Here is a 19,068-nt window from a genome sequence, read left to right on the forward strand (position 1 = left end):
GAGAAGGCAAATTAGTTATTTTTTATTTGTAAGTAGTGTTTCGCGCCGTTCACCATATGCGGAGTGATAGCTGTCACCAGGTAGTTTGCGCCCCAGCTTATCGCTTCTGCTGCGCGTTCCGGTGTACCGACATAAGTCCCGGCGATGTTGCCACTGGCGGCGATTTTGCGGATACAGCGTTCAATGGTGTCCAGTACATCACGATGATTCAAATCGTGTCCGTACCCCATGGATACGGCTAAATCTCCAGGGCCGACGAAATAAACGTCAGCCAGTCCCGCAGCCAGAATGTCATCCAGGTTATCTACCGCCTCCACGGTTTCAATATGTACTGACAGCACGCGTGACGTGTTGGCTTCTGTCAGATAACGTGCTTTATCTGCGCACATACCATAATTTGCCGCTCGTGGCAGGAAGGCGACTCCGCGATCGCCCTGTGGCGGAAACAGCGTTGGCCGACTGGCGAGTCGGGCGTCTTCTACGGTATTGATCAGCGGTACCTGTACCCCGTCAGCACCGAAATCCAGCGCTTTACGCGTGTACTCCGCACGGTTGTATGGAACCCGTACCAGACAAGGCACCTGCTGGCTGTGCGAGGCACGTACCATATCTTCTACTGTCTCTGGATTCATATTGCCGTGCTCGTTATCGATAAGCACAAAATCAAATCCCATCGCGGCGGTAAATTCAGTGAGCGCCGCGGAGGGGAAGGTGACAAAACAACCGTGTAATGGCCCCTCGCGGAGCCGTTGTTTAAAATCTGGAAAACGCATCATTAGCTCCTTGCCTGTACTTCGATGCCGGAAAGCTGCTCAAAGACTTTAATAATGTTTGAATGGTCTTCGTTTCCTGTACCTTGTGCCATGCACGTTTTGTACAACTCACGCACCAGGCTTGCGATCGGCATCGGGGAGTCGATACCCTGGCTGAGTTCCATCGCCAGATTGAGATCTTTGTACTGTAAGCGGGTCATAAAGCCTGGGTCGAAGTTGCGCTCCAGAATCAGGTTCCCTCGGATATCCAACGCGCCACAGCGTGCGTAGCCCGCAGAGAGCACTTCCACAATTTTTGCCGGATCCACTCCCGCTTTGGCGCCCATGACGAGCGCTTCACCTAATGCTGCCATGGTGGCCGCGGCCAGCACCTGATTGCAGGATTTCACTACCTGACCTGCACCATTACTACCAACATGCGTTACCCGCCCACCTAACACCTCAAGGATGGGTTTGCAGCGGGCAAAAACGTCCGCTTCGCCGCCGACCATAATCGACAGTGTCCCACCTTTCGCTCCTTTGTCGCCGCCGCTCACCGGGGCATCCAGCATATTTGCGCCCAGTGCTTTGATCTTTTCCGCAAAGTGACGGGTGGCCAGGGACGATATAGTGCTCATATCGATAACCACTTTGCCTTCCCGCAGCGCAGAGGCGAGGCCGTTTTCCCCAAACAGCACGTCTTCAACCTGTGGCGTATTGGGCACCATGGTGATGGTAATATCTGCCGCTTCCGCCACGGCACGCGCCGAGGTCTGACCGACGGCGCCATCGCGGACTATCTCTTCAACATCCTGTGCCACAATGCTGTAGGCATGGACGGTGTAGTCCGCTTTTAACAGGTTGCGCACCATCGGTTTGCCCATAATGCCCAGACCAATAAAGCCTAAAACTGGTTTCATGCGTATCACCCTTAATAAGTTTGGTATTCAATAATGCTGCGTAATTCCGCAACATCTATTTCATCGAAGGCGCAACAATCTCGATGGCTCAGATAGGCTGCAGTACCTGCGGCATATCCGGTTAAAAAGCACTGCGCGGTCACTCTTGCCGAAGCCAGAGCTTCATGTTCTGCACAGAGCGTCCTGCCCGCAGTGATGAGGTTAGGAACGTCCTCTGGAAGTAATGTGTCGTAGGGAATGTCATACCAGTCGTTGTCCAGATAGAACATGAAGATGCCATCCTGCCCGTGTGCTTCAATACACCAGGCGCTGCTGGCAACAGCTCTCTGACTTTTTTTGGCCTGAAAGACATCATCATTAGTCAGGCAACGTTGACCTTCGATCGTCCGACTCTGACGGATGCCAATTTGCGCCGCGACATCGTTGAGCTGGGCGTTTTCGAACCCCGGTACCCATGCACGCAGAAACCGTTCATATTCACGTACCTGCTTACGTCCTTGCTGCTCGGCAAAGGTCAGATCTTCCGTACAGGTCGCGTCAATGGGTCTACCGTCGTCGCGTAATATGCTGGTGACGTTGCACATGACTTCGCCGGGACGTGGGGAGGGCAGCAGATAAATATGCTTGCGCGGCAGGTGAAACCCCTTGGCCTGCGCGGCTTCCACCCACGTTTCCAGTTGGGTAACCGGATGGCCAATACCGCGCGCGATATCGACATTGCCCATGCGGAACACCATCGTGGGGTACTGCACCATCCCGTTACGTCCGCAGGTATAAGGCACCCCGGCTTTTACGCACAGATCGCCATCACCGGTGGCATCAATAAAACGGCGCGCGGTAATCAACTGTCGGCCGTTTTTATTTTCAATAATCACCCCGCGCAGCTGATTGCCTTCCATCACCACGTCGGTGGCGAGGGTGTGAAACAACACCTTAGCGCCGCTGTCGGCTAGCAGATCGTCGGCGATCTCTTTCCAGGTGTGTGGTTCATGAACTACCAGACAGGTCTCGCCAAACGGAAAGGGATCGCTGACGGCGCCGCGATGCTTCAGATGCTGGTAAAACTCACCGGCAAAGCCGTGTACTAACTGCTCATGAGGACCTTTACCCGAGGTAAATAGCCCGCAAATTGCCCCTGACATACCTGCAGTCGCCATACCACCGCAAAAACCATAGCGTTCGATCAGCAGTGTCTTTTCCCCGGCGCGCGCGGCAGCGGTGGCTGCTGCAACACCGGTTGGACCACCACCCACAATCAGAACTTCAACGTCGTAGGCGATGGGGAGTTCATGGGCGGCTTCGTGCCAGATTTGCATGATGTGCCTCCTTCACCCTTGGGTGAACATTCACCCAAGTGGTGTGATGTTTAATCGACGTTTTTAGCGTGGATACGGCGCTTACCCAGCACCGCGCCCTGTGCAATCGGCTGTACCAGTTGCGCATATTGCGACAGGTAAGTGCCGCTGCCGCCGCCGAGAGGCAGCGGTTTGGGCTGCCACTGCGACATCCGGGTGTCGATCACCTCCTGCGGCACATCCATATTGATACTGAGATCGACGAAGTTGATGTGGACGATCTCTCCCTGTTCGATCACCGCCAGTGGCCCGCCAGCAGCGGCTTCAGGCATTAGTTGGCCGACGATAATTCCGCGGTTCAGACCGGAGAGTTCGCCATCGGTGATTACTGCGACATGTTCCGCGATCCCTGCGCCGTTTAGCGCCGCCACGAAGCTACAGGCGAATACCGTGCCGGGGCCACCCGCCGGCCCCATATTGCGCAGGACAATCACATCGCCTTTCTGGATCTTGCCTTCGCCCAACGCCTCAATGGCTTCGTCTTCGCCTTCGTAGATATTGGCTGGGCCGGTAAACTGCTCCAGCTCCCCTGGCACAGCAGAAAGTTTGACGATGGCGCCATCCGGAGCGAGATTGCCGCGCAGGATCGCCACGCCAGGGCGCTGGCTGACCGGGTTATTCAGGCTGCGGATCACTTCGTGGTTTTTCACCACTGCGTCTTTAATGTTCTCACCAACGGTTTTTTGTGTGACGGTCAGCGCATCCAGATTGAGGAAATCGCGCAGCTGGTTCATCACCGCGGTGGTACCGCCTGCCGCTTCCAGATCTTCTGTACGGAACGGACCGTTAGGGCGAACAGAGGTCAGTAATTTGATGTTTTTACCGTATTTTTCATACAGGCTGACGACATCGATCGGCAGTTCGGCTTCGGTGGCGATTGCGGAGAGATGACGAACGGTATTCACCGAACCACCGACGGCCAGCACTGTCATGACCGCGTTCTGGATAGCCTTTTCTGTGAGGATCTCGCGTGGTAGAACCTGCTGTTGGGTCAGTTCAACGATGCGTTTCCCGGCGGCCTGCGCGTACTCTTTCACTTTGCGACCGTTGGCCCAGATCGGCGAGTTGCCAGGTAGCGTCATACCTAATGCTTCAGCCACGATGTGCATAGAGTTGGCAGTACCCAGACCAGCGCACACGCCCGGCGACTGGATCGCGACATCGGTCATGTCGGTCAGATCTTTTTCGCTGATTGCTCCGGTTGCCAGGGCCCCCACCTGCTCGTAAACGTCATCAATATCGAAGAACTGGTCGTCAAATTTCTCGTTCGAGCACTTGCCGCCCACCTGGTAGCCGCAGGTCAGCAGCATGGACGGCACATTCAATCGTGCTGCTGACATCAGGTGTGCCGGTGTCGTTTTGTCGCAGGAGGAGAGACAGATCATGCCGTCCAGTACGGCGCCTTCCATCATGCACTCCACTTCGTTAACCATCAGGTCACGTGTTGGCATCAGATACCGTGCTTTTTTTCCCGCGCTGGTCACGAAGTCGCTGGGTGCGACAGTGCGCACTTCAAATGGTAATCCCCCTGCGTCACGAATCGCTTGCTCAACGATTCGGCAAAGTTCATCCAGATGGACATAACAGCAGGAGAGCTTGTTGGAGGTATTGATGATCGCGATCTTCGGTTTATGCATGTCTTCTTCGCGGATCCCCATACTGCGCCATTGCGCACGACGTACTGCCCAGCGGGTCGAGCCCGGCTTAAAATTGCTTCTGTACATCATGAATTCCTTTATCGGGTTGTGGATATATGATCCGGAATATCCTCTTATTGGGTTGGTTGTCCAACCAATTTTTGGGTAAAATGCAACAAAGGTCACAAAACGGAGGATTTTTAGTCTTTTTTATCCTTGCAAGGGGAAAGGTAGGGCGCTTAACGGCCAATAATGATATAGTGGTCCATCCAATTTTTTCGCCACAGTGATTGAGTACGACGTAGTGCAGAGAAAGCAACTGCCCACAAGTGCGATATGTCGTTGGGAAGAGGTAACGGTATGCCGGACAAGAATAAATTCACGATGATCCCCATTAAGCGCACGGACGTTTTTCAGACGATTATCCAACACATCACTAATTTCCTCGACAGCAAACAGATCAAACCGGGTGAGCGCCTGCCATCCGAGCGCGAGCTTGCCAGTATGCTTAATGTCAGCCGTACCTCGGTGCGTCAGGCGCTGAAGGTTCTCGAATCGTCCGGACGTATTGAGACGCGCGTGGGCAGCGGAACCTTCCTGGCGGAACCACCGACGGTGTCGCTTAGCGATACCCATAGTCTTGAAAGGTTGATCGAAGGTGGGGTGACAAAAGAGTTCTTGCGTAATCTGATAGTGGCACGGACGTCGATCGAGCGAGCCATCTTTGAAGACTACGCCTGGCGCGCCAATAAGTCGGGAATTAACCAACTACGGGAACTGATCGAGCTTAACCGGGAAAAATTCTCGAGCCAGAATTGCGATGATGATGACAGCGCGCTGGATCTGAGTTTTGAGAAAAAAGTGGCCCAGTTGGGCGGCAATCCGATCCTGATCAACATGCAGGAGCAATTACACCATTTATGGGTGCTGGCATGGAAGCAGTATGGATTTACGCCGGAGCAAACTGAGGTACTGCATGAGGAGCACTTAGCGATTATGGACGCGCTGGCGGCGAAGAACTCAGCGCGCGTTGCCGATCTGATTGTCCAGCATGTGGATAAAGAAATCGACTGATTGCGCACAAAGCCCGGTGATACCGGGCTGCTCGAGTTAAACTGGTAAGGATTGACGGAAAAACAGGAGGCCTTCCTCAACGGAGGATTGCGTGATTTTATGCCCTGCTAGTGGATCGATGATGCAGGTTAGTGAATCACTGTTGATGGCCTCCCGGAGACGTTCAGTGTACTGTACGTCGACAATCGTATCTTGCTTACCGTGCCAGAGAAAAAGGGGTCGTTGAGCCAGAATAGCTTCTTTTCCTGCGACGTCGTAAGGGGCTAATCCGCACAGGCAATCTGCAGTCATGTTGCCTGAAGGAGGATGAATCGCAGGGATGGCGTCGGAAAAATAACCGCTTGCCATGTAGGCGGCTCCCGCCTGAATAGCCGGATAACGTGCCATCGCCCCCAGCACCGCAAAACCACCCATTGAGGTACCCAGCAAGCCGAGTCGAGAAATATCGCCCAGGTTATCCTGCTGACATGCTGCGATTAATACGGGGAGCTCATCCAGGGTATGTTGCAGGATCTGCCAGAAAGAGGCGGCGCGAAGCGTTGCATCATCTTTCACTCCATGCATCGCCGCCTGTGGACAAACCACGCTGTAACCTGCCTTCGCGAGCATATAACCCAGATTGGCATCTAACTCGCGCGAGGCCATAAAGCGATGAAACAGTACGATGAGCGGTCTGCGACTGGCACTACCGTCTGCTGGACGAAACCAGAGCACAGGCGTGTTGGCAATCAGGCGGTCAGAAATAACAATGTCCACGATTATTCCTTCGCAATCAGATGGCGTTCCAGTACGTCGATATCAGGCGTAAAGCCCAGACCCGGCGCTTGTGGCAGATCCATCACAGGTTGGAAATGCATAAACGGATGCAGGGTTTGTTCAAACATCAACCATGGCACTTCCAGTGGAGCGGGTTTTGGCAACACGCTTAGGAGATGGGCGCTGGCGAGGAGTCCGGGACCATAATAAAAACAGTGTGGCAGTAGGCTAACGTTCTCATGCGCGCGTGCGTGTTTGATAATGTCCAGTACGGCGGAGACACCGCCAATTTTAGCGACACTGGGCTGCAGTACATCTACTGCATCAAGCGCCATACTTAACGCAAACGCTTCGCTGTTGTTAAAGTTTTCTCCTGCAGCAACGCGTGCGCCCGTCAGCTGACGCAGGTAACGGAGTTGGCTTATGTTTTCTGGCGGGAATGTCGGTTCTTCAACAAAGTCGACTCCTGCAGCATGTAGTTGGGGGAGAATCTCTTCTGCTTGCTGCGCGTTCCATGCGCAGTTGGTGTCTACCATCAGAGTGACCTCATCCGGCAGCGCCTGGGCAACCTCAACAATAGCCTGCGGATCTCGTTCGTGCAGTTTAATATGCCGATAACCCTTTTTAATTAAGGGATTAATACACTCCATGAGTTTAGCGACATTTCCGTCGAAACTGGCGAGGCTGGGATACAACTCAACCTGGGAGCGCGTGCCGCCGAGCAATTTCCACAGCGGCAGATTCTCTGCTTTGCCACGCAGATCCCACAGGGCGATATCCAGCGCGGAAAGTGCATACATCATGGAACCGCCACGACCATAGCTGTGAAAGGCATAGTGTGCTTTCTGCATCAACGCCTCTATATCGTCGCACTTTTCGCCTGTAAAGAATGGCGCGAGTAATCTGCTTAACAGCGCCATACTGGCGGGATTACAGGCGTGACCAAATGCTTCTCCCCAACCGGTAAGTCCGCTATCGGTTTCGACTCTCACCAGCAATGCATCCAGGGTGGGGTTTAGCGACCGCGCGGCATTAAAGAGACCTTGTTTATCGGTGGTGCGCGTCATTGTTGGCGTATAAGGCAGACGGACCAGAAAGCTATCTATGTTCGTAATACGCATAAAGTGTCCTTAATGATGAGAGAGCGCGAACTGCACACCCAGAGAAGCAGGATGCTGAGGCGTGCTGACAAGAGGGCGGTCGATCGCCGCCGTTTCCAGACAGACAAAGTGTTGCCAGCCGTCATCCGGTATGTCGCTTATCTGTGCAGCCCGTTGCTGCCCGGGATTCCACACCACTACGTTGCTGTTATTGACATGGGTGAGCGTCAGGGTTCTGTCCGGCGTGATGAGTACCGTCTGCGGTTGCGCATGTGAACAGATCGCGCCAAATTCGCCATTTAGGGAAAGCGGCGATGGCAGATTCTGTCGCGGTTTCCTTGCAACGGTGTCGTAGCCTTGCGTTCCCACTCCGTGAATACGCGTAGTACGAATATTTGACGTCGCGAGATAGCTGTGCAGGGCGGCGGTGGTAGTGTAATTACCGTGAGCGGTTAGCAGCAATTCGCAGATCTCTGCCGTGAAATTCAGCGTCAACTCCAGTTGAAAAGCATGGTTCCACCACTGGCGAGTTTGCGGTGTCTCACAAAGGCGCAATGTCAGAGAAAGGGCTGTTCTGGTACTGTCGAGAACCGTTAACTGCCACGGCATGATTCGGGCAAAACCGTGAAACGGCTCACCGCCAAGGTCGGTGAACCACGGCCAGCAAACGGGAACGCCGCCACGAAGGGCAATACCGGCTTTAAACGGCGTGTTATCGCTTAACCACAGTACGGAATTTGTTTGTCGCAACGGTTTCCAGGCGAGCAGATGCGCACCCTGTAAGGCTACAGCGGCGTCACAGTAGGACGTCTGTATCACCAGAATATCCAGTTCATCCATTTTCCGCCGGGTAATACCGGGGCTGAGCGTCTCCAGCACCGGTAGAGCGAATAGCTGTTGAATTACGTTCATCGTCAGACATCCGTCCGTGTAGTGACATTTTGCTGGCGTAACAGATCGTCGTTCATCGCATAGCGCGCCAGCGCGGGACGATCGAACGTGATGCCATGTCCGGGTTCTTCGCCCGGACGAATGGTGCCGTTTATGACCTGACAGGATTGAGAAATTATTCCCATCTCGCTCAGACTCGCCCCCTTTAACCCCTCGAAGAGCTGGATATTGGACAAGCCACAGCCCAGATGCGCCATCAGTTCCATACCGAAATGCGGGATCACGGGTATGTTGTGGCTTTCAGCTAATTTCGCGATTTTTACAAACTCGGTAATTCCACCCACCCGATAAACATCAGGCTGAATGTAGTCACATGCCTCCTGGCTGATCCAGTGAGCGAACTGGTATTTGGTGTACAGGCTTTCACCAACGGCAACCGGAACAGGACATTTCTGGCGCAGCAGGCGGTGACCGGGGATGTCGTCGCTGAGTAGCGGCTCTTCCAGCCAGTACAGCCCGACCTGCTTCAGTATTGCCATCCGACGAGCGGCATCACCCGAGGACCACTTCTTGTTGGCATCTACGGCGATGTTAATCGATGGCCCCACAAAGTTACGTACCGCCAACAGGCGAACCAGATCCTCCTCAACATCCTCGCTACCGATTTTCATTTTGACCGTGCGATAGCCTGCGCTGAGAAAACCGTCCATTTGTGCAAGCAATGCATCGAGTGAGAGATGCAGATTCACGCCGCTGCCGTAACCCGGTAAGGTATCCCGATAGCCACCGAGCAGTCGGTATAGCGGCTGATTCAACTGCTGACCAATGAGATCCCACAGCGCGATATCCACGGCAGCGATTGCGTGGGTCGTCACGCCCGCCGAGCCGATATCGTGGCTTTCAAGCCACATGCGGCTCCACAGGCGCTCGACGTTCAGTGGATCTTCTCCCATCACTTTAGCGGCAAGATAATGGTCAATCAGGTTTTTAAACGCGCTGCCGCCGTTGCCAGTACTGAACGTCCAGCCGGTACCGGTATGTCCGGTATCCGTTTTTAACCACACCACCACAAATTCCAGACTGGAAAACGCGTAGTTTGACGAACCCCAGTTCTCAGTGAGCGGGACGCGGTACAGCCCGGATTCAAAATCGATAATTTTCACTCGGTCCTCCTTTTGCGCTATGCGAGTGATTTATGCGCGTCATGCCGGGCTGCTTTTTTCACAAACAGCGCCACCACAGTCGCCCCCAATACGCCGAGGCAACCAGCGAGAATAAAGGCCGCGGCATAAGAGCCAGAGCCGACAATAAAGCCGGTCACGGTAGGTGCGACGATGCCAGAGATATTGGCCAGACCGTGCATCAGTCCGCCCGCACTCCCGACGTACTCCTTCGGCGCGGCGTCCTGAATCAACGTCCAGTAGGCTGGGGCGGCAATTTGCATGAAACCAAAGGCGACAGTCATCAACGCAACAGCGCCCATTGCGGTTTGCGTCTGACTGATCAGCCCCACGCAGACGGAGCAGATGCCGAAACAGGTCACCAGTACCACTTTGCGGGAGAAGAGCTGTTTGCCGGTTTTACGGTAGATGAAGTCGATAATGAAGCCACCGGAAATGTAGCCGAGCGTCCCGGCAACCCACGGCAGCACGCCGACCAGACTCATGTCTTTCAGGCTGATCCCAGTGGTATCGACGAGAAATGTCGGGAACCAGTTCATGAAGAAAAACAGCACGTAGTTGAAGCAGAACAGCGACAGCGCTGTGGCGAGAATAGACGGCTGGAGGATCGCACTCCACATTGAAGGGGCTGGGGCACCGGGCTCCGCGTCTGGAATGAGCACGTCCTCATCGCCTTCAATTAATTGGGCTTCATTAGCAGATACCCGTTTGTTATCCCGCGGCCTGTCGGTGGCAATCAGCGCCCAGATAATGGCCCAGGTAATGCCGATAAAAGCAATGATGACAAAGGAAATACGCCAGTTGAACGTGATGCACAGAAAACCGACGATCGGACCGGATATCGCCCCGCCCAGCGGCCCGCCAGCCTGGTTAATGCCTACCGCACGGGCGCGCTCGTTCAGCGGAAACCAGTTATTCACGACTTTGTTGGCCGTGGTAGAAATGGGACCTTCTCCGGCACCGAAAAAGGCGCGGGCAATAAACATGGTCCAGAAGTTAAAACAGCCTGCCGTCAGGCCGCAAATAATCGACCAGATGGACATTGACCAGGTAAACACCCGCTTGGGTCCAAATTTATCAGCCAACACGCCGCCAATAAAATTAAATAAGGCATAACCAATCGAGAAACTGCCGAAAATTATACCTTTTTCTTCAGGTGTCAGATGAAAGTCTTGAGTAATAAAAGGCATGGCGTAGGCTAATGCCGAACGGTCGAGATAATTAATGATCATCGCCAGCGTCAGCATGACCAGAATGACTCGACGGAATTGCGTATTCATAGGGGGACCCTTCACTAATATGAGGTTAGCGGTATAAATAAGTCATGATTTTTCGTAAAGATTATGTTGTCGTTATTATCCAGTCATTGCTTGACAGAATTCAGATAGCGTATTTTTCGGGTGACATAAAAACCGCCATCGAGCGTTAACATAGCCCCGTTAAAACTGTGAATATCCGGATCGGTTAACAGTATACTGGTTTTGGCAATCTCTTCAGCCTTAACATATTCCAATAGTGGAATACCATCGTCTTTATGCAGTTGCTTTAATTGCTCGACAAACGCTTTTTGTTGTGGATCTTCTTCACTAAAACCACGGAATATCGTATTGATTTTAATGCCATAAGGTACCAGTTCCTGAATGCCGGAACGGCAGATATTCATCAGGGCCAACTGACTGGCGGCGCCATAAGAGTAGTACTCAGTGGGCACCAGCGCTGCAATATGTGCGAGCGTGACAACGCGCCCTTGCACACCTTGTTGTACCATTTTTTTACAGGCATTTTGTACCCACCATAATCCTCTTTCCAGATCGTCATTCATCGTTTCGGCAATGAAATGTTCGTCATCGTCCAACATTGAGCCCTGGCGTGGTGGTGGGGAAATGTATATAAAGGCATTCAGTTTTTTCTCGCCGATAGTAATCTCGTCAATAGCCATGGTCATTTTGTGATATTCAGTTTCTTGACTAAAATAAACACTCCATCCCTGTTGGGAATAATATTTTTCCAGCGTGGATAACAGGTTGGGTTCAGTCTGACCGCCGGTAATCAGAATGGTATTTTTATTTTCCATTTCTATTCTCCTGATTAAATACAGCGGATATGTTGGCCGCCATCAATTTTAATAAAATCACCCGTTACGACGGCACCGTGGTTTCCTGCCAGATAGACTGCGGCAGCGCCTAGCTCTTCAATGGTTGCGGGCTGGCCAATAGGAATTGTTGCCAGCAACTTCTTCCGCCCCTCATCGGTGGCCAGTTCGGGCTTCGGATCGTTGATATTTGTATCGACAAACCCTGGCCAGAGTTGGTTTACTGTAATGCCATAGCGTGCCAGTTCGAAAGCCATTGACTGACTCATCTGATCAATTGCAGCTTTGGTCGCAGCATAAACGCCCATCAGCGCCATTGGACGGCGAGCATGTCCAGAAGCAATATTGATGATGCGACCACGAATACCTTTTTTCACCATCATGCGTGCTGCGTGGCGTGCACAATCATAGGTACCTTTGATATTGATGTTTACCGCATGGTCAAAGGCGGGTTTTGTGATATCAAGGAAGGGTTCCCAGACGCAAACACCGGCGTTGTTCACCAAAATATCCAGACGACCGAAGTGGGCGTCGACGTCCATAAACATCTGACGGACCTGCTCTGGATGAGAAATATCGGCTTCAACCAGCAGCGCGCGCCTGCCAAGTCCGCGAATGATGTTGGCAACCTGTTCGGCTTCCTGTGGGTTAATAACGTAGTTGATGACAATATCTGCACCCGCCTCAGCAAGGGCGCAGGCAATGCCTTTACCTATTCCTTTCATGTTTCCCGCACCGGTCACCAGTGCGACCTGGTTTTGTAGACTCACGACCTTCTCCTTTTAAGTGTGCAACACGCGACGGCAATGTATGGAATCGTAGTAGCATCCTGTGTTGACGATATCTCAAGCACTTAATCAACAACTAATATATTAGTTGGTTATTAGATTTGCACTTTGCAGAAAAAACATCCATCATCTGTTGGGTTAATTACGATGGAGATCACAAATTTTGTCGTAACTGTCTAATTAACAGAGAATTTCTAATTTTCATTTTTGTTGCGTTAGGGGGATAATGCCCGCAACTCAGCAGGGAGAACACCAATGAATCCGCCCGTCAATAAAATGAACCAGGCCTATGAAGCTATTGAAAGCATGATTATTTTTCAGGATCTTGCGCCAGGTTCGATGGTGTCCGAAGCCCAGCTCATGGAGCTGACGGGCTTTGGGCGTAGCCCGGTGAGGGAAGCGTTACAGCGTCTGGCAAATGACCGGCTGGTTGAGATCTATCCGTATAAAGGCGTTTTTATCCCTGCTATTTCTGTTGAGGTACAGCTCAAAGTGTTAGAACTGCGCCGCTGCGTGGGAGAGTTCGCCGTGCGTCTGGCAACCCGGCGCGGTACGCATCAGCAGAAGAAGGAAATGCTGCAACTGGCGGAGGCCTTTGAGGCGATTAACGAAATTTCTCAGATGCGTCAGTTTGGCGCATTGCTAAAGCAATCCTATGCATTGATTGGTCTGGCGGCAGAGAATGAGTACTTGCAGCCGTGTCTTTCGCCTCTACAAGGACTTTCCAGCCGCTTCTGGTTTGCCCAGCTTAGCGCCAGCAATCAGCATGAGCTGGTGAAAGCCTCACAACTGAACGCGATAATGCTGCGCAATATCTGTCATGGCGATGAAGAACTGGCTGCCAGCGCCTCGAAAAACGTCAACGATTACTTTACCGAATTTACCTACAAGGTGCTGGCGCGATAACACGACGGCATGGCAGGATGGGGCTGTCAGGAGCCGCTTACCACGCCTGGCGTCGCGACTTCTTCCATCGCCACCTTTAACGCCTCGCCCAGCTTCTGCATCACGTCCCGGTGCTTCTCACTGGGCGGGAGCGAACAGTTTATGCGCACACAGTTGCGATATTTCCCTGATGCGGAAAACAGTGAGCCCGGCGCGACCTGAATTTTCAGGCGGCAAAGCTGTTTGGCAACGCAAACCATATCCACTTGTTCTGGCAATTCGACCCACAGCATGAAACCGCCTTTTGGTCGCGTAACGCAGATGCCGCAGGGAAAATATTCCCGCGCCCAGCAGGTATAAATCTCCATATTACGCTGATAAATCTGGCGCATACGCCGGACGTGGCGATGGTAGTGTCCTTCCCGGACAAACGTCGCTGCCGCCAGTTGGGTGGCGGGAACGTTGGTGCCAATGACCGCATACTTCATATGCAGTAATTTGTCGTGATAACGACCCGGAGCGACCCAGCCGACGCGCAGGCCAGGAGCGACCGATTTGGTGAATGAACTGCAAAGGATAACCCGACCGTCGATATCCCAGGAGTGAATGGTTCTGGGACGGGGATACTCTGTCGCCAGTTCACCGTAAACATCATCCTCGAAAATCACAATGTCGTGGCGTTGGGCGAGCGCCAGCACCGCCCGCTTACGGGCGTCCGGCATGATAAAACCGAGCGGGTTATTACAATTGGGCACCAGGATAACGCCTTTGATCGGCCACTGTTCAAGCGCCAGCTCCAGCGCTTCAATACTGATGCCGGTATCCGGATCGGTCGGGATCTCAATCACTTTGATCCCTAAACCGCGCAGCAATTGCATGGTGCCGTAATAAGCCGGGGATTCCACAGCGACAATGTCTCCTGGCTGGCAGACGGCCAGCAGGGCCAGCGACATGCCGCTTTGACTGCCGCTGGTGATCACCAGATCGTCGGCGTCAACCACCGATCCGCCATCCAGCATCAGCCGGGCGATTTGCTGGCGTAGTGCGAGGCTGCCAGCCAGTTCATCGTAGCCCAGAATCGCACTCAGATTGTGTTGTGCTACGCGACTGAGTTCGCGCCAGAGCGGTTTCAGGCTGGGTTGGCTAACATCCGGAATACCGCTGCTAAGCGGGATAACCGATTGGTCGTGATGGCCTTCCAGCATGTTCAGTACCTGCTCCCATTGGGTAATCTCAACCGGACGCTGTACCGGACGCGACATCGGCGGGACCGGCGGCAGCGCTTTCTGCGGCGCGACGAAGTAGCCTGAACGGGGTTGCGGCGTAATGAGTTGTAATGATTCCAGTACCTGATACGCCTGCTGTACGGTGCTGATACTGACACCGTGCTCCTGACTCAGGCTACGTACCGACGGCAATTTCTCTCCGTGACGATACAGCCCTTGTTCAATACGCTCGGCCAGCAGGTTGGCCAGATGTTGGTAACGCGTCATTCTGTATCCCTCGTAGATGCCATACAGATGTAAAAACCAGTACAGACAGGCGGAAAATGTGCGGTGCAGAGACTGTTTTAGCGGATCTGTATGTTAAACAAAAGCTGTTTTTGAATCTGTATTGTTCAACCCGGAAACCGGCAGAATAAAGTCTCTGGTATGCGAGGGGGTAGAGTATGGAATTTCATGAAAACAGAGCGAAGCAGCCGTTTATTGGTTTTGTCCTGATCTGGCGAGCGTTTAAAAAATGGCGTCTACAGGCGCAAACCCGACGGATCCTGCAACAGATGAGTGACGAACGGCTCAACGATCTGGGATTACGTCGGGATCAGATTGACTAGCACGATTTCGGGAGTCAGAGGCTGGATGTTGACACTGTCCGGCCTTTTTTACATTTAGAAAATTTATCAATTTATGCTTCCTGAGGGCGTGTTTCTTGATACTTATCCTGATAAGTATTATTTTCTCTTTCGCTAAGAGAGGAAAGACACATGACTGAAGATGCGCTGTTTGCCCGCCGTCCGATGGGGATGCGTATGGCGATGGTAGTGCGTCAATGGCGCGCCATTATTGATGCGGCTATCACTGATACCGGCCTGACTCAGTCCAGTTGGACGGTGCTGATGCAACTGCATCAGTTGGGTGATAACGTCTCGGTCAGTGAACTGGCCCAGGTGCAGGGTATTGAACTGCCGCCCCTGATGCGCACGCTCACGCAACTGGAAAATCAGGGCTATCTGGTGCGTTCCACATCGCCTTATGACAAACGCATCCGCTTGTTAATGCTAACCGCGGAAGGCCGTGCCCGGCTGGAAGAGCTGAACCGGGTAATTGAGGCCTATCAACATCGCGTCACGCGTACCATTCCTGAAGCGGATCTCGCTTCCTTCAGCGCCACCCTTAATTTAATCGCCTGCAATTTGCGGACAATCCGCGAAGAAGATAATCAACACTAAAAACTATGATGACCCCAGAACAGAAGTTTGCCCGTTGGGTAAGGGTGAGTATTGCCGCTTTCCTTGCCATATTCGCCTGGTTTATCGTTGCCGATATTTGGATCCCGCTGACGCCAGACTCCACGGTGATGCGTACAGTTACGCCGGTTTCAGCACGCGTTTCCGGGTATGTTTCGCACGTCTACGTGCAGAACAACAGCACGGTAAAAAAAGGCGATCTGCTTTATGAGCTGGATCCCACGCCATTTATGAACAAAGTCGAAGCCGCACAAATCGCCTTTGCGCAGGCCAGACTGAGTAACCAGCAACTGGACGCGCAGATTGCCTCCGCCCGCGCCAACCTTCGTACTGCCGAATATACGGCGCGTAATGACAAACTGACGTTCGAGCGCTATCAGCGGCTAAGCGCGATGCAAAACGTCTCGCAGGCGGATCTCGACAGGGTACGGACGACCTGGCAGACCAGTGAACAGTCGGTAACCGCTCTGCATGCCAACATCCAGAATCTGTTGATCCAACGTGGCGAGCGCGAAGATAGCCATAACGTGACGTTGCAAAAATACCGTAACGCGCTGGAAGAGGCGCAGTTGAATCTGGCATGGACAAAAGTGCATGCAGAGACGGACGGGACAGTGAGTAATCTCCAGCTTAACGCCGGGCTTTACGCCACCGCCGCCACGCCACTACTGGCGCTGGTCAGCAATCAGACGGACATCGTGGCCGATTTCCGCGAGAAGAGCCTGCGCCATACCCGCGTGAACACCGATGCTGCCGTGGTGTTTGATGCCATGCCGGGGAAAGTGTTCCGTGCGCGCGTGACCAGCAGCGATGCGGGGATCCTCGCCGGACAGGAAGCGGTCAATGGTCAGTTGTCGCAGCCGGAACAATCCACGCGCTGGGTGCGCGATGCGCAGCGAATGCGTATTCATGTGACGTTGAGTGAGCCGCTGGACAAGCCGTTGCCGACCGGCGCCCGCGCCACGGTGCAGTTATATAACAGCGAAGGCCCATTTGCCCGTACTTTTGCTGGCGCGCAAATTCGCCTGGTCAGCTGGCTGCATTATGTCTATTAACACCCTGGCGCGCGTATTCACGCCACATGACAACATTGTCTATACGGCCAATGACTTTCGCCAGACTCTGCGCATAGCCGTTGCGGGGACGATCGCGCTGAGCATTTCGACCTTTTATAACGTGCAGTACGGCGTGTTCTTCGTGGTGTATCCCCTGATGCTGATGTCGCTCGTGCCGGTGTTTAATCGCCACGTGGCGCAACAGTTTGTGTTCAGTGCGGCGGTGAACTGCATCGAAATGGTGCTGATTGTCGGTTATCTCTCGCAGTGGCCAGCGATCATGACGCTGGTGGTGTTTGGTCTGTATGTGATGCGCTTTCGCTTTATGAGCAAAGGGCCGCTGTTTCTGCTGGGTTCGATGGGCGTGGTCTGTCAAAGCACCATGCTCAACTTTATGAGCTATCTCGCTACCGACTGGCACACGCTGATGTTTTCCAACATGGAAGCCTGCGTGATGGCGGTGGCGCTGAGCGCGCTGCTGCACTACCTGATCCCCGATGTGGAGCCGCGCAAACCACCGCCGCGCATCGAGAAAGATGATGCCCGTATTCGCCACGAATCGCTGCTTTCCGGGACCGTTGCGACGATGATCTTTGTGATTTTTCAGGTCTGCGATCTGAGCGATTCGCTGTCGGCGCTGATGGCGGGGATTTTGATTCTGTTTCCGATGCATTATCGCGGCGCGGTCCTGAGCTCAATCTGGCGCGTCGTCGGCGTGGTGCTGGCTTGTCTCTATATTCTGGTGGTGCAGTTGCTTATCTATGATTTCAGCAACCACATGCTGCTGATGATGCCGCTGATTGGCCTCGGGCTGGCATTCAGCGCGCGTCTGCACGTGATGGAAAAAGTGGGGGCAGGCGTTGGCTTCGCCAGCATCACCACCATCGGCATTATGTTCGGTCAGAACCTGCACCCGAACAGCGATTTAGTGTTCAGCGATCTGTATCGCATCACTTCCGTGACCGTGGCGCTGGTGGCGACGCTGACGATGGTTTTTCTGGTCCATCGAATACTCAACTGCTTTGCGGCGACGCGGTTTGTGGTGGAGGGATAAGGGGGGTTATCGAGCCAATGCCGGATGGCGGCTTTGCCTTATCCGGCCTACGGGGTAGGGCGCCCGATAAGCTTGCGCCATCGGGCAAGAACGTTATTTCTTCAGCCCCGCAAAGGCGGCTCTGATGTCGTCTTCAGGGAGTTGAATGCCGATAAACACCAGCGTGCTGTGCGGTTGCTCGTCGCCCCACGGTCGGTCCCAGTCGGCGCTGTACAGACGTTGCACACCCTGGAATAGCAGACGATTCGGTTCGCCTTCAATCCACAGCATTCCTTTGTAACGCAGCAGTTTTTCCGCCGACTCCAGCAGCAGGGTTTCCATCACGCGGGAGACATCGCCAATATCCACCGGGTAATCCAGTTCCACCACAATGGAAGAGATATCGTTCTGCTTGTCGGCGATAAAGTGGAAGCGCGGTTTGGTGCTGACGACGTTCTCTTCCAGCATAAAACCGTTGGTGTCGAATAGCAGAGAAAGATCGATATCGCCGTGCGTAACGGTATACACCGGGGCGCGGGCGTTGATGCGCGCCAGACGTTCGCGCAGCTTTTCACTTTCGCCAGCGACGTCGGTTTTAGTCAGCAGAATGCGATCGGCATAGCCGACCTGCGACTGCGCAATGGTGAACTGGTTCATCTGCTCGTCGGCATGAACCGCATCGACCAGCGCAATCACGCCGTCCAGCAGATAACGCTGACAAATAATCTCGTGGGAGAAAAAGGTCTGAATAATTGGACCGGGGTCGGCCATGCCGGTGCACTCAATCACCAGACGATCAAAATTGATGGTGCCTTTATCGAGGTTATCGAGCAGGTCTAACAGCGCGTCTTCCAGCTCGTTGGAACGGGTACAGCAGATGCAGCCGTTGGTCAGGGTTTTGATCTGCGTGGCGCGATCGCCAATCAGCTGATCGTCAACGGATACTTCGCCGAATTCGTTTTCGATAACGGCAATCTTGTAACCGTGTTCTTCATTGAGGATGTGGCGCAGCAGGGTGGTTTTACCCGCGCCAAGAAAACCGGTGAGTAGGGTGACTGCAATCGGGGTCATTCACTTCTCCT

At 53.4% G+C, this 19,068-nt stretch carries 19 protein-coding genes; 6 read left to right on the forward strand and 13 right to left on the reverse strand.

The window, feature by feature from the left end:
* Positions 1-11: 11 nt before the first annotated feature.
* Genes KE671_RS02220 through KE671_RS02235 form a run of 4 tightly spaced genes read right to left on the reverse strand, consistent with a single transcriptional unit; the run spans position 12 to position 4,754 of the window.
* Positions 12-776 (reverse strand): HpcH/HpaI aldolase family protein, encoded by a 765-nt coding sequence (locus KE671_RS02220; RefSeq protein ID WP_241029713.1) that lies wholly within the window; start codon positions 774-776, stop codon positions 12-14.
* On the reverse strand, positions 776-1,672 hold the full coding sequence (locus KE671_RS02225; RefSeq protein ID WP_206161522.1) for an NAD(P)-dependent oxidoreductase: 897 nt from the start codon (positions 1,670-1,672) through the stop codon (positions 776-778). The genes KE671_RS02220 and KE671_RS02225 overlap by 1 nt, the downstream gene beginning before the upstream one ends.
* 11 nt (positions 1,673-1,683) lie before the next feature.
* Positions 1,684-2,988, reverse strand: coding sequence for an FAD-dependent oxidoreductase (locus KE671_RS02230; RefSeq protein ID WP_206161523.1), 1,305 nt, complete (start codon positions 2,986-2,988; stop codon positions 1,684-1,686).
* Positions 2,989-3,038: 50 nt separating this feature from the next.
* Positions 3,039-4,754, reverse strand: a complete 1,716-nt coding sequence (locus KE671_RS02235) for a dihydroxy-acid dehydratase (protein WP_241029714.1) — start codon at positions 4,752-4,754, stop codon at positions 3,039-3,041.
* 270 nt (positions 4,755-5,024) lie between these two features.
* On the opposite strand from KE671_RS02235, the gene KE671_RS02240 reads away from it, so the two are divergent.
* Complete coding sequence (locus tag KE671_RS02240; RefSeq protein ID WP_206161524.1) at positions 5,025-5,738, forward strand: FadR/GntR family transcriptional regulator; 714 nt, start codon at positions 5,025-5,027, stop codon at positions 5,736-5,738.
* A 36-nt stretch (positions 5,739-5,774) separates the two neighbouring features.
* Here the strand turns inward: KE671_RS02240 and KE671_RS02245 are convergent, their stop codons facing one another.
* The 7 genes from KE671_RS02245 to KE671_RS02275 form a co-directional block, all read right to left on the reverse strand.
* Positions 5,775-6,494: a serine aminopeptidase domain-containing protein gene (locus KE671_RS02245; protein WP_206161525.1), complete on the reverse strand. Its 720-nt coding sequence runs from the start codon at positions 6,492-6,494 to the stop codon at positions 5,775-5,777.
* Between the two features lie 2 nt (positions 6,495-6,496).
* Positions 6,497-7,615, reverse strand: coding sequence for a mandelate racemase/muconate lactonizing enzyme family protein (locus tag KE671_RS02250; protein ID WP_206161526.1), 1,119 nt, complete (start codon positions 7,613-7,615; stop codon positions 6,497-6,499).
* 9 nt (positions 7,616-7,624) lie between these two features.
* Positions 7,625-8,506, reverse strand: coding sequence for a D-hexose-6-phosphate mutarotase (locus tag KE671_RS02255; protein ID WP_206161527.1), 882 nt, complete (start codon positions 8,504-8,506; stop codon positions 7,625-7,627).
* Between the two features lie 2 nt (positions 8,507-8,508).
* Positions 8,509-9,648 (reverse strand): mandelate racemase/muconate lactonizing enzyme family protein, encoded by a 1,140-nt coding sequence (locus tag KE671_RS02260; protein ID WP_206161528.1) that lies wholly within the window; start codon positions 9,646-9,648, stop codon positions 8,509-8,511.
* A gap of 17 nt (positions 9,649-9,665) precedes the next feature.
* Positions 9,666-10,946, reverse strand: a complete 1,281-nt coding sequence (locus tag KE671_RS02265) for an MFS transporter (protein WP_206161529.1) — start codon at positions 10,944-10,946, stop codon at positions 9,666-9,668.
* Positions 10,947-11,029: 83 nt separating this feature from the next.
* Positions 11,030-11,740, reverse strand: a complete 711-nt coding sequence (locus tag KE671_RS02270) for an SDR family oxidoreductase (RefSeq protein ID WP_206161530.1) — start codon at positions 11,738-11,740, stop codon at positions 11,030-11,032.
* 14 nt (positions 11,741-11,754) lie between these two features.
* The gene (locus KE671_RS02275) at positions 11,755-12,528 is read right to left on the reverse strand and encodes an SDR family NAD(P)-dependent oxidoreductase (protein ID WP_206161531.1); all 774 of its coding nucleotides are present in this window, start codon (positions 12,526-12,528) and stop codon (positions 11,755-11,757) included.
* Positions 12,529-12,801: 273 nt separating this feature from the next.
* On the opposite strand from KE671_RS02275, the gene KE671_RS02280 reads away from it, so the two are divergent.
* Entirely contained in the window at positions 12,802-13,452 is a 651-nt protein-coding gene (locus KE671_RS02280) for a GntR family transcriptional regulator (RefSeq protein ID WP_206161532.1), read from the forward strand.
* Positions 13,453-13,478: 26 nt separating this feature from the next.
* Here the strand turns inward: KE671_RS02280 and KE671_RS02285 are convergent, their stop codons facing one another.
* Positions 13,479-14,924: a PLP-dependent aminotransferase family protein gene (locus KE671_RS02285; protein ID WP_206161533.1), complete on the reverse strand. Its 1,446-nt coding sequence runs from the start codon at positions 14,922-14,924 to the stop codon at positions 13,479-13,481.
* 176 nt (positions 14,925-15,100) lie between these two features.
* On the opposite strand from KE671_RS02285, the gene KE671_RS02290 reads away from it, so the two are divergent.
* The 4 genes from KE671_RS02290 (at position 15,101) to KE671_RS02305 (ending at position 18,007) form a co-directional block, all read left to right on the forward strand.
* Positions 15,101-15,265, forward strand: coding sequence for a DUF1127 domain-containing protein (locus KE671_RS02290; protein WP_206161534.1), 165 nt, complete (start codon positions 15,101-15,103; stop codon positions 15,263-15,265).
* Between the two features lie 150 nt (positions 15,266-15,415).
* Entirely contained in the window at positions 15,416-15,880 is a 465-nt protein-coding gene (locus KE671_RS02295; RefSeq protein WP_206161535.1) for a MarR family transcriptional regulator, read from the forward strand.
* A gap of 5 nt (positions 15,881-15,885) precedes the next feature.
* Positions 15,886-16,953 carry an HlyD family secretion protein gene (locus tag KE671_RS02300; RefSeq protein WP_206161536.1) on the forward strand — a complete coding sequence of 356 codons (1,068 nt, stop codon included), beginning with the start codon at positions 15,886-15,888 and terminating at the stop codon, positions 16,951-16,953.
* Positions 16,943-18,007, forward strand: a complete 1,065-nt coding sequence (locus KE671_RS02305) for a DUF2955 domain-containing protein (protein WP_206161537.1) — start codon at positions 16,943-16,945, stop codon at positions 18,005-18,007. Before KE671_RS02300 ends, KE671_RS02305 begins: the two co-directional genes overlap by 11 nt.
* 93 nt (positions 18,008-18,100) lie before the next feature.
* Here KE671_RS02305 and yjiA read toward each other — a convergent pair whose 3' ends face one another.
* Positions 18,101-19,057: a GTPase gene (gene yjiA, locus KE671_RS02310; protein ID WP_206161538.1), complete on the reverse strand. Its 957-nt coding sequence runs from the start codon at positions 19,055-19,057 to the stop codon at positions 18,101-18,103.
* Positions 19,058-19,068 lie beyond the last annotated feature (11 nt).

This window comes from Citrobacter amalonaticus, assembly GCF_018252635.1.
Lineage (GTDB): Bacteria > Pseudomonadota > Gammaproteobacteria > Enterobacterales > Enterobacteriaceae > Citrobacter_A > Citrobacter_A amalonaticus_E.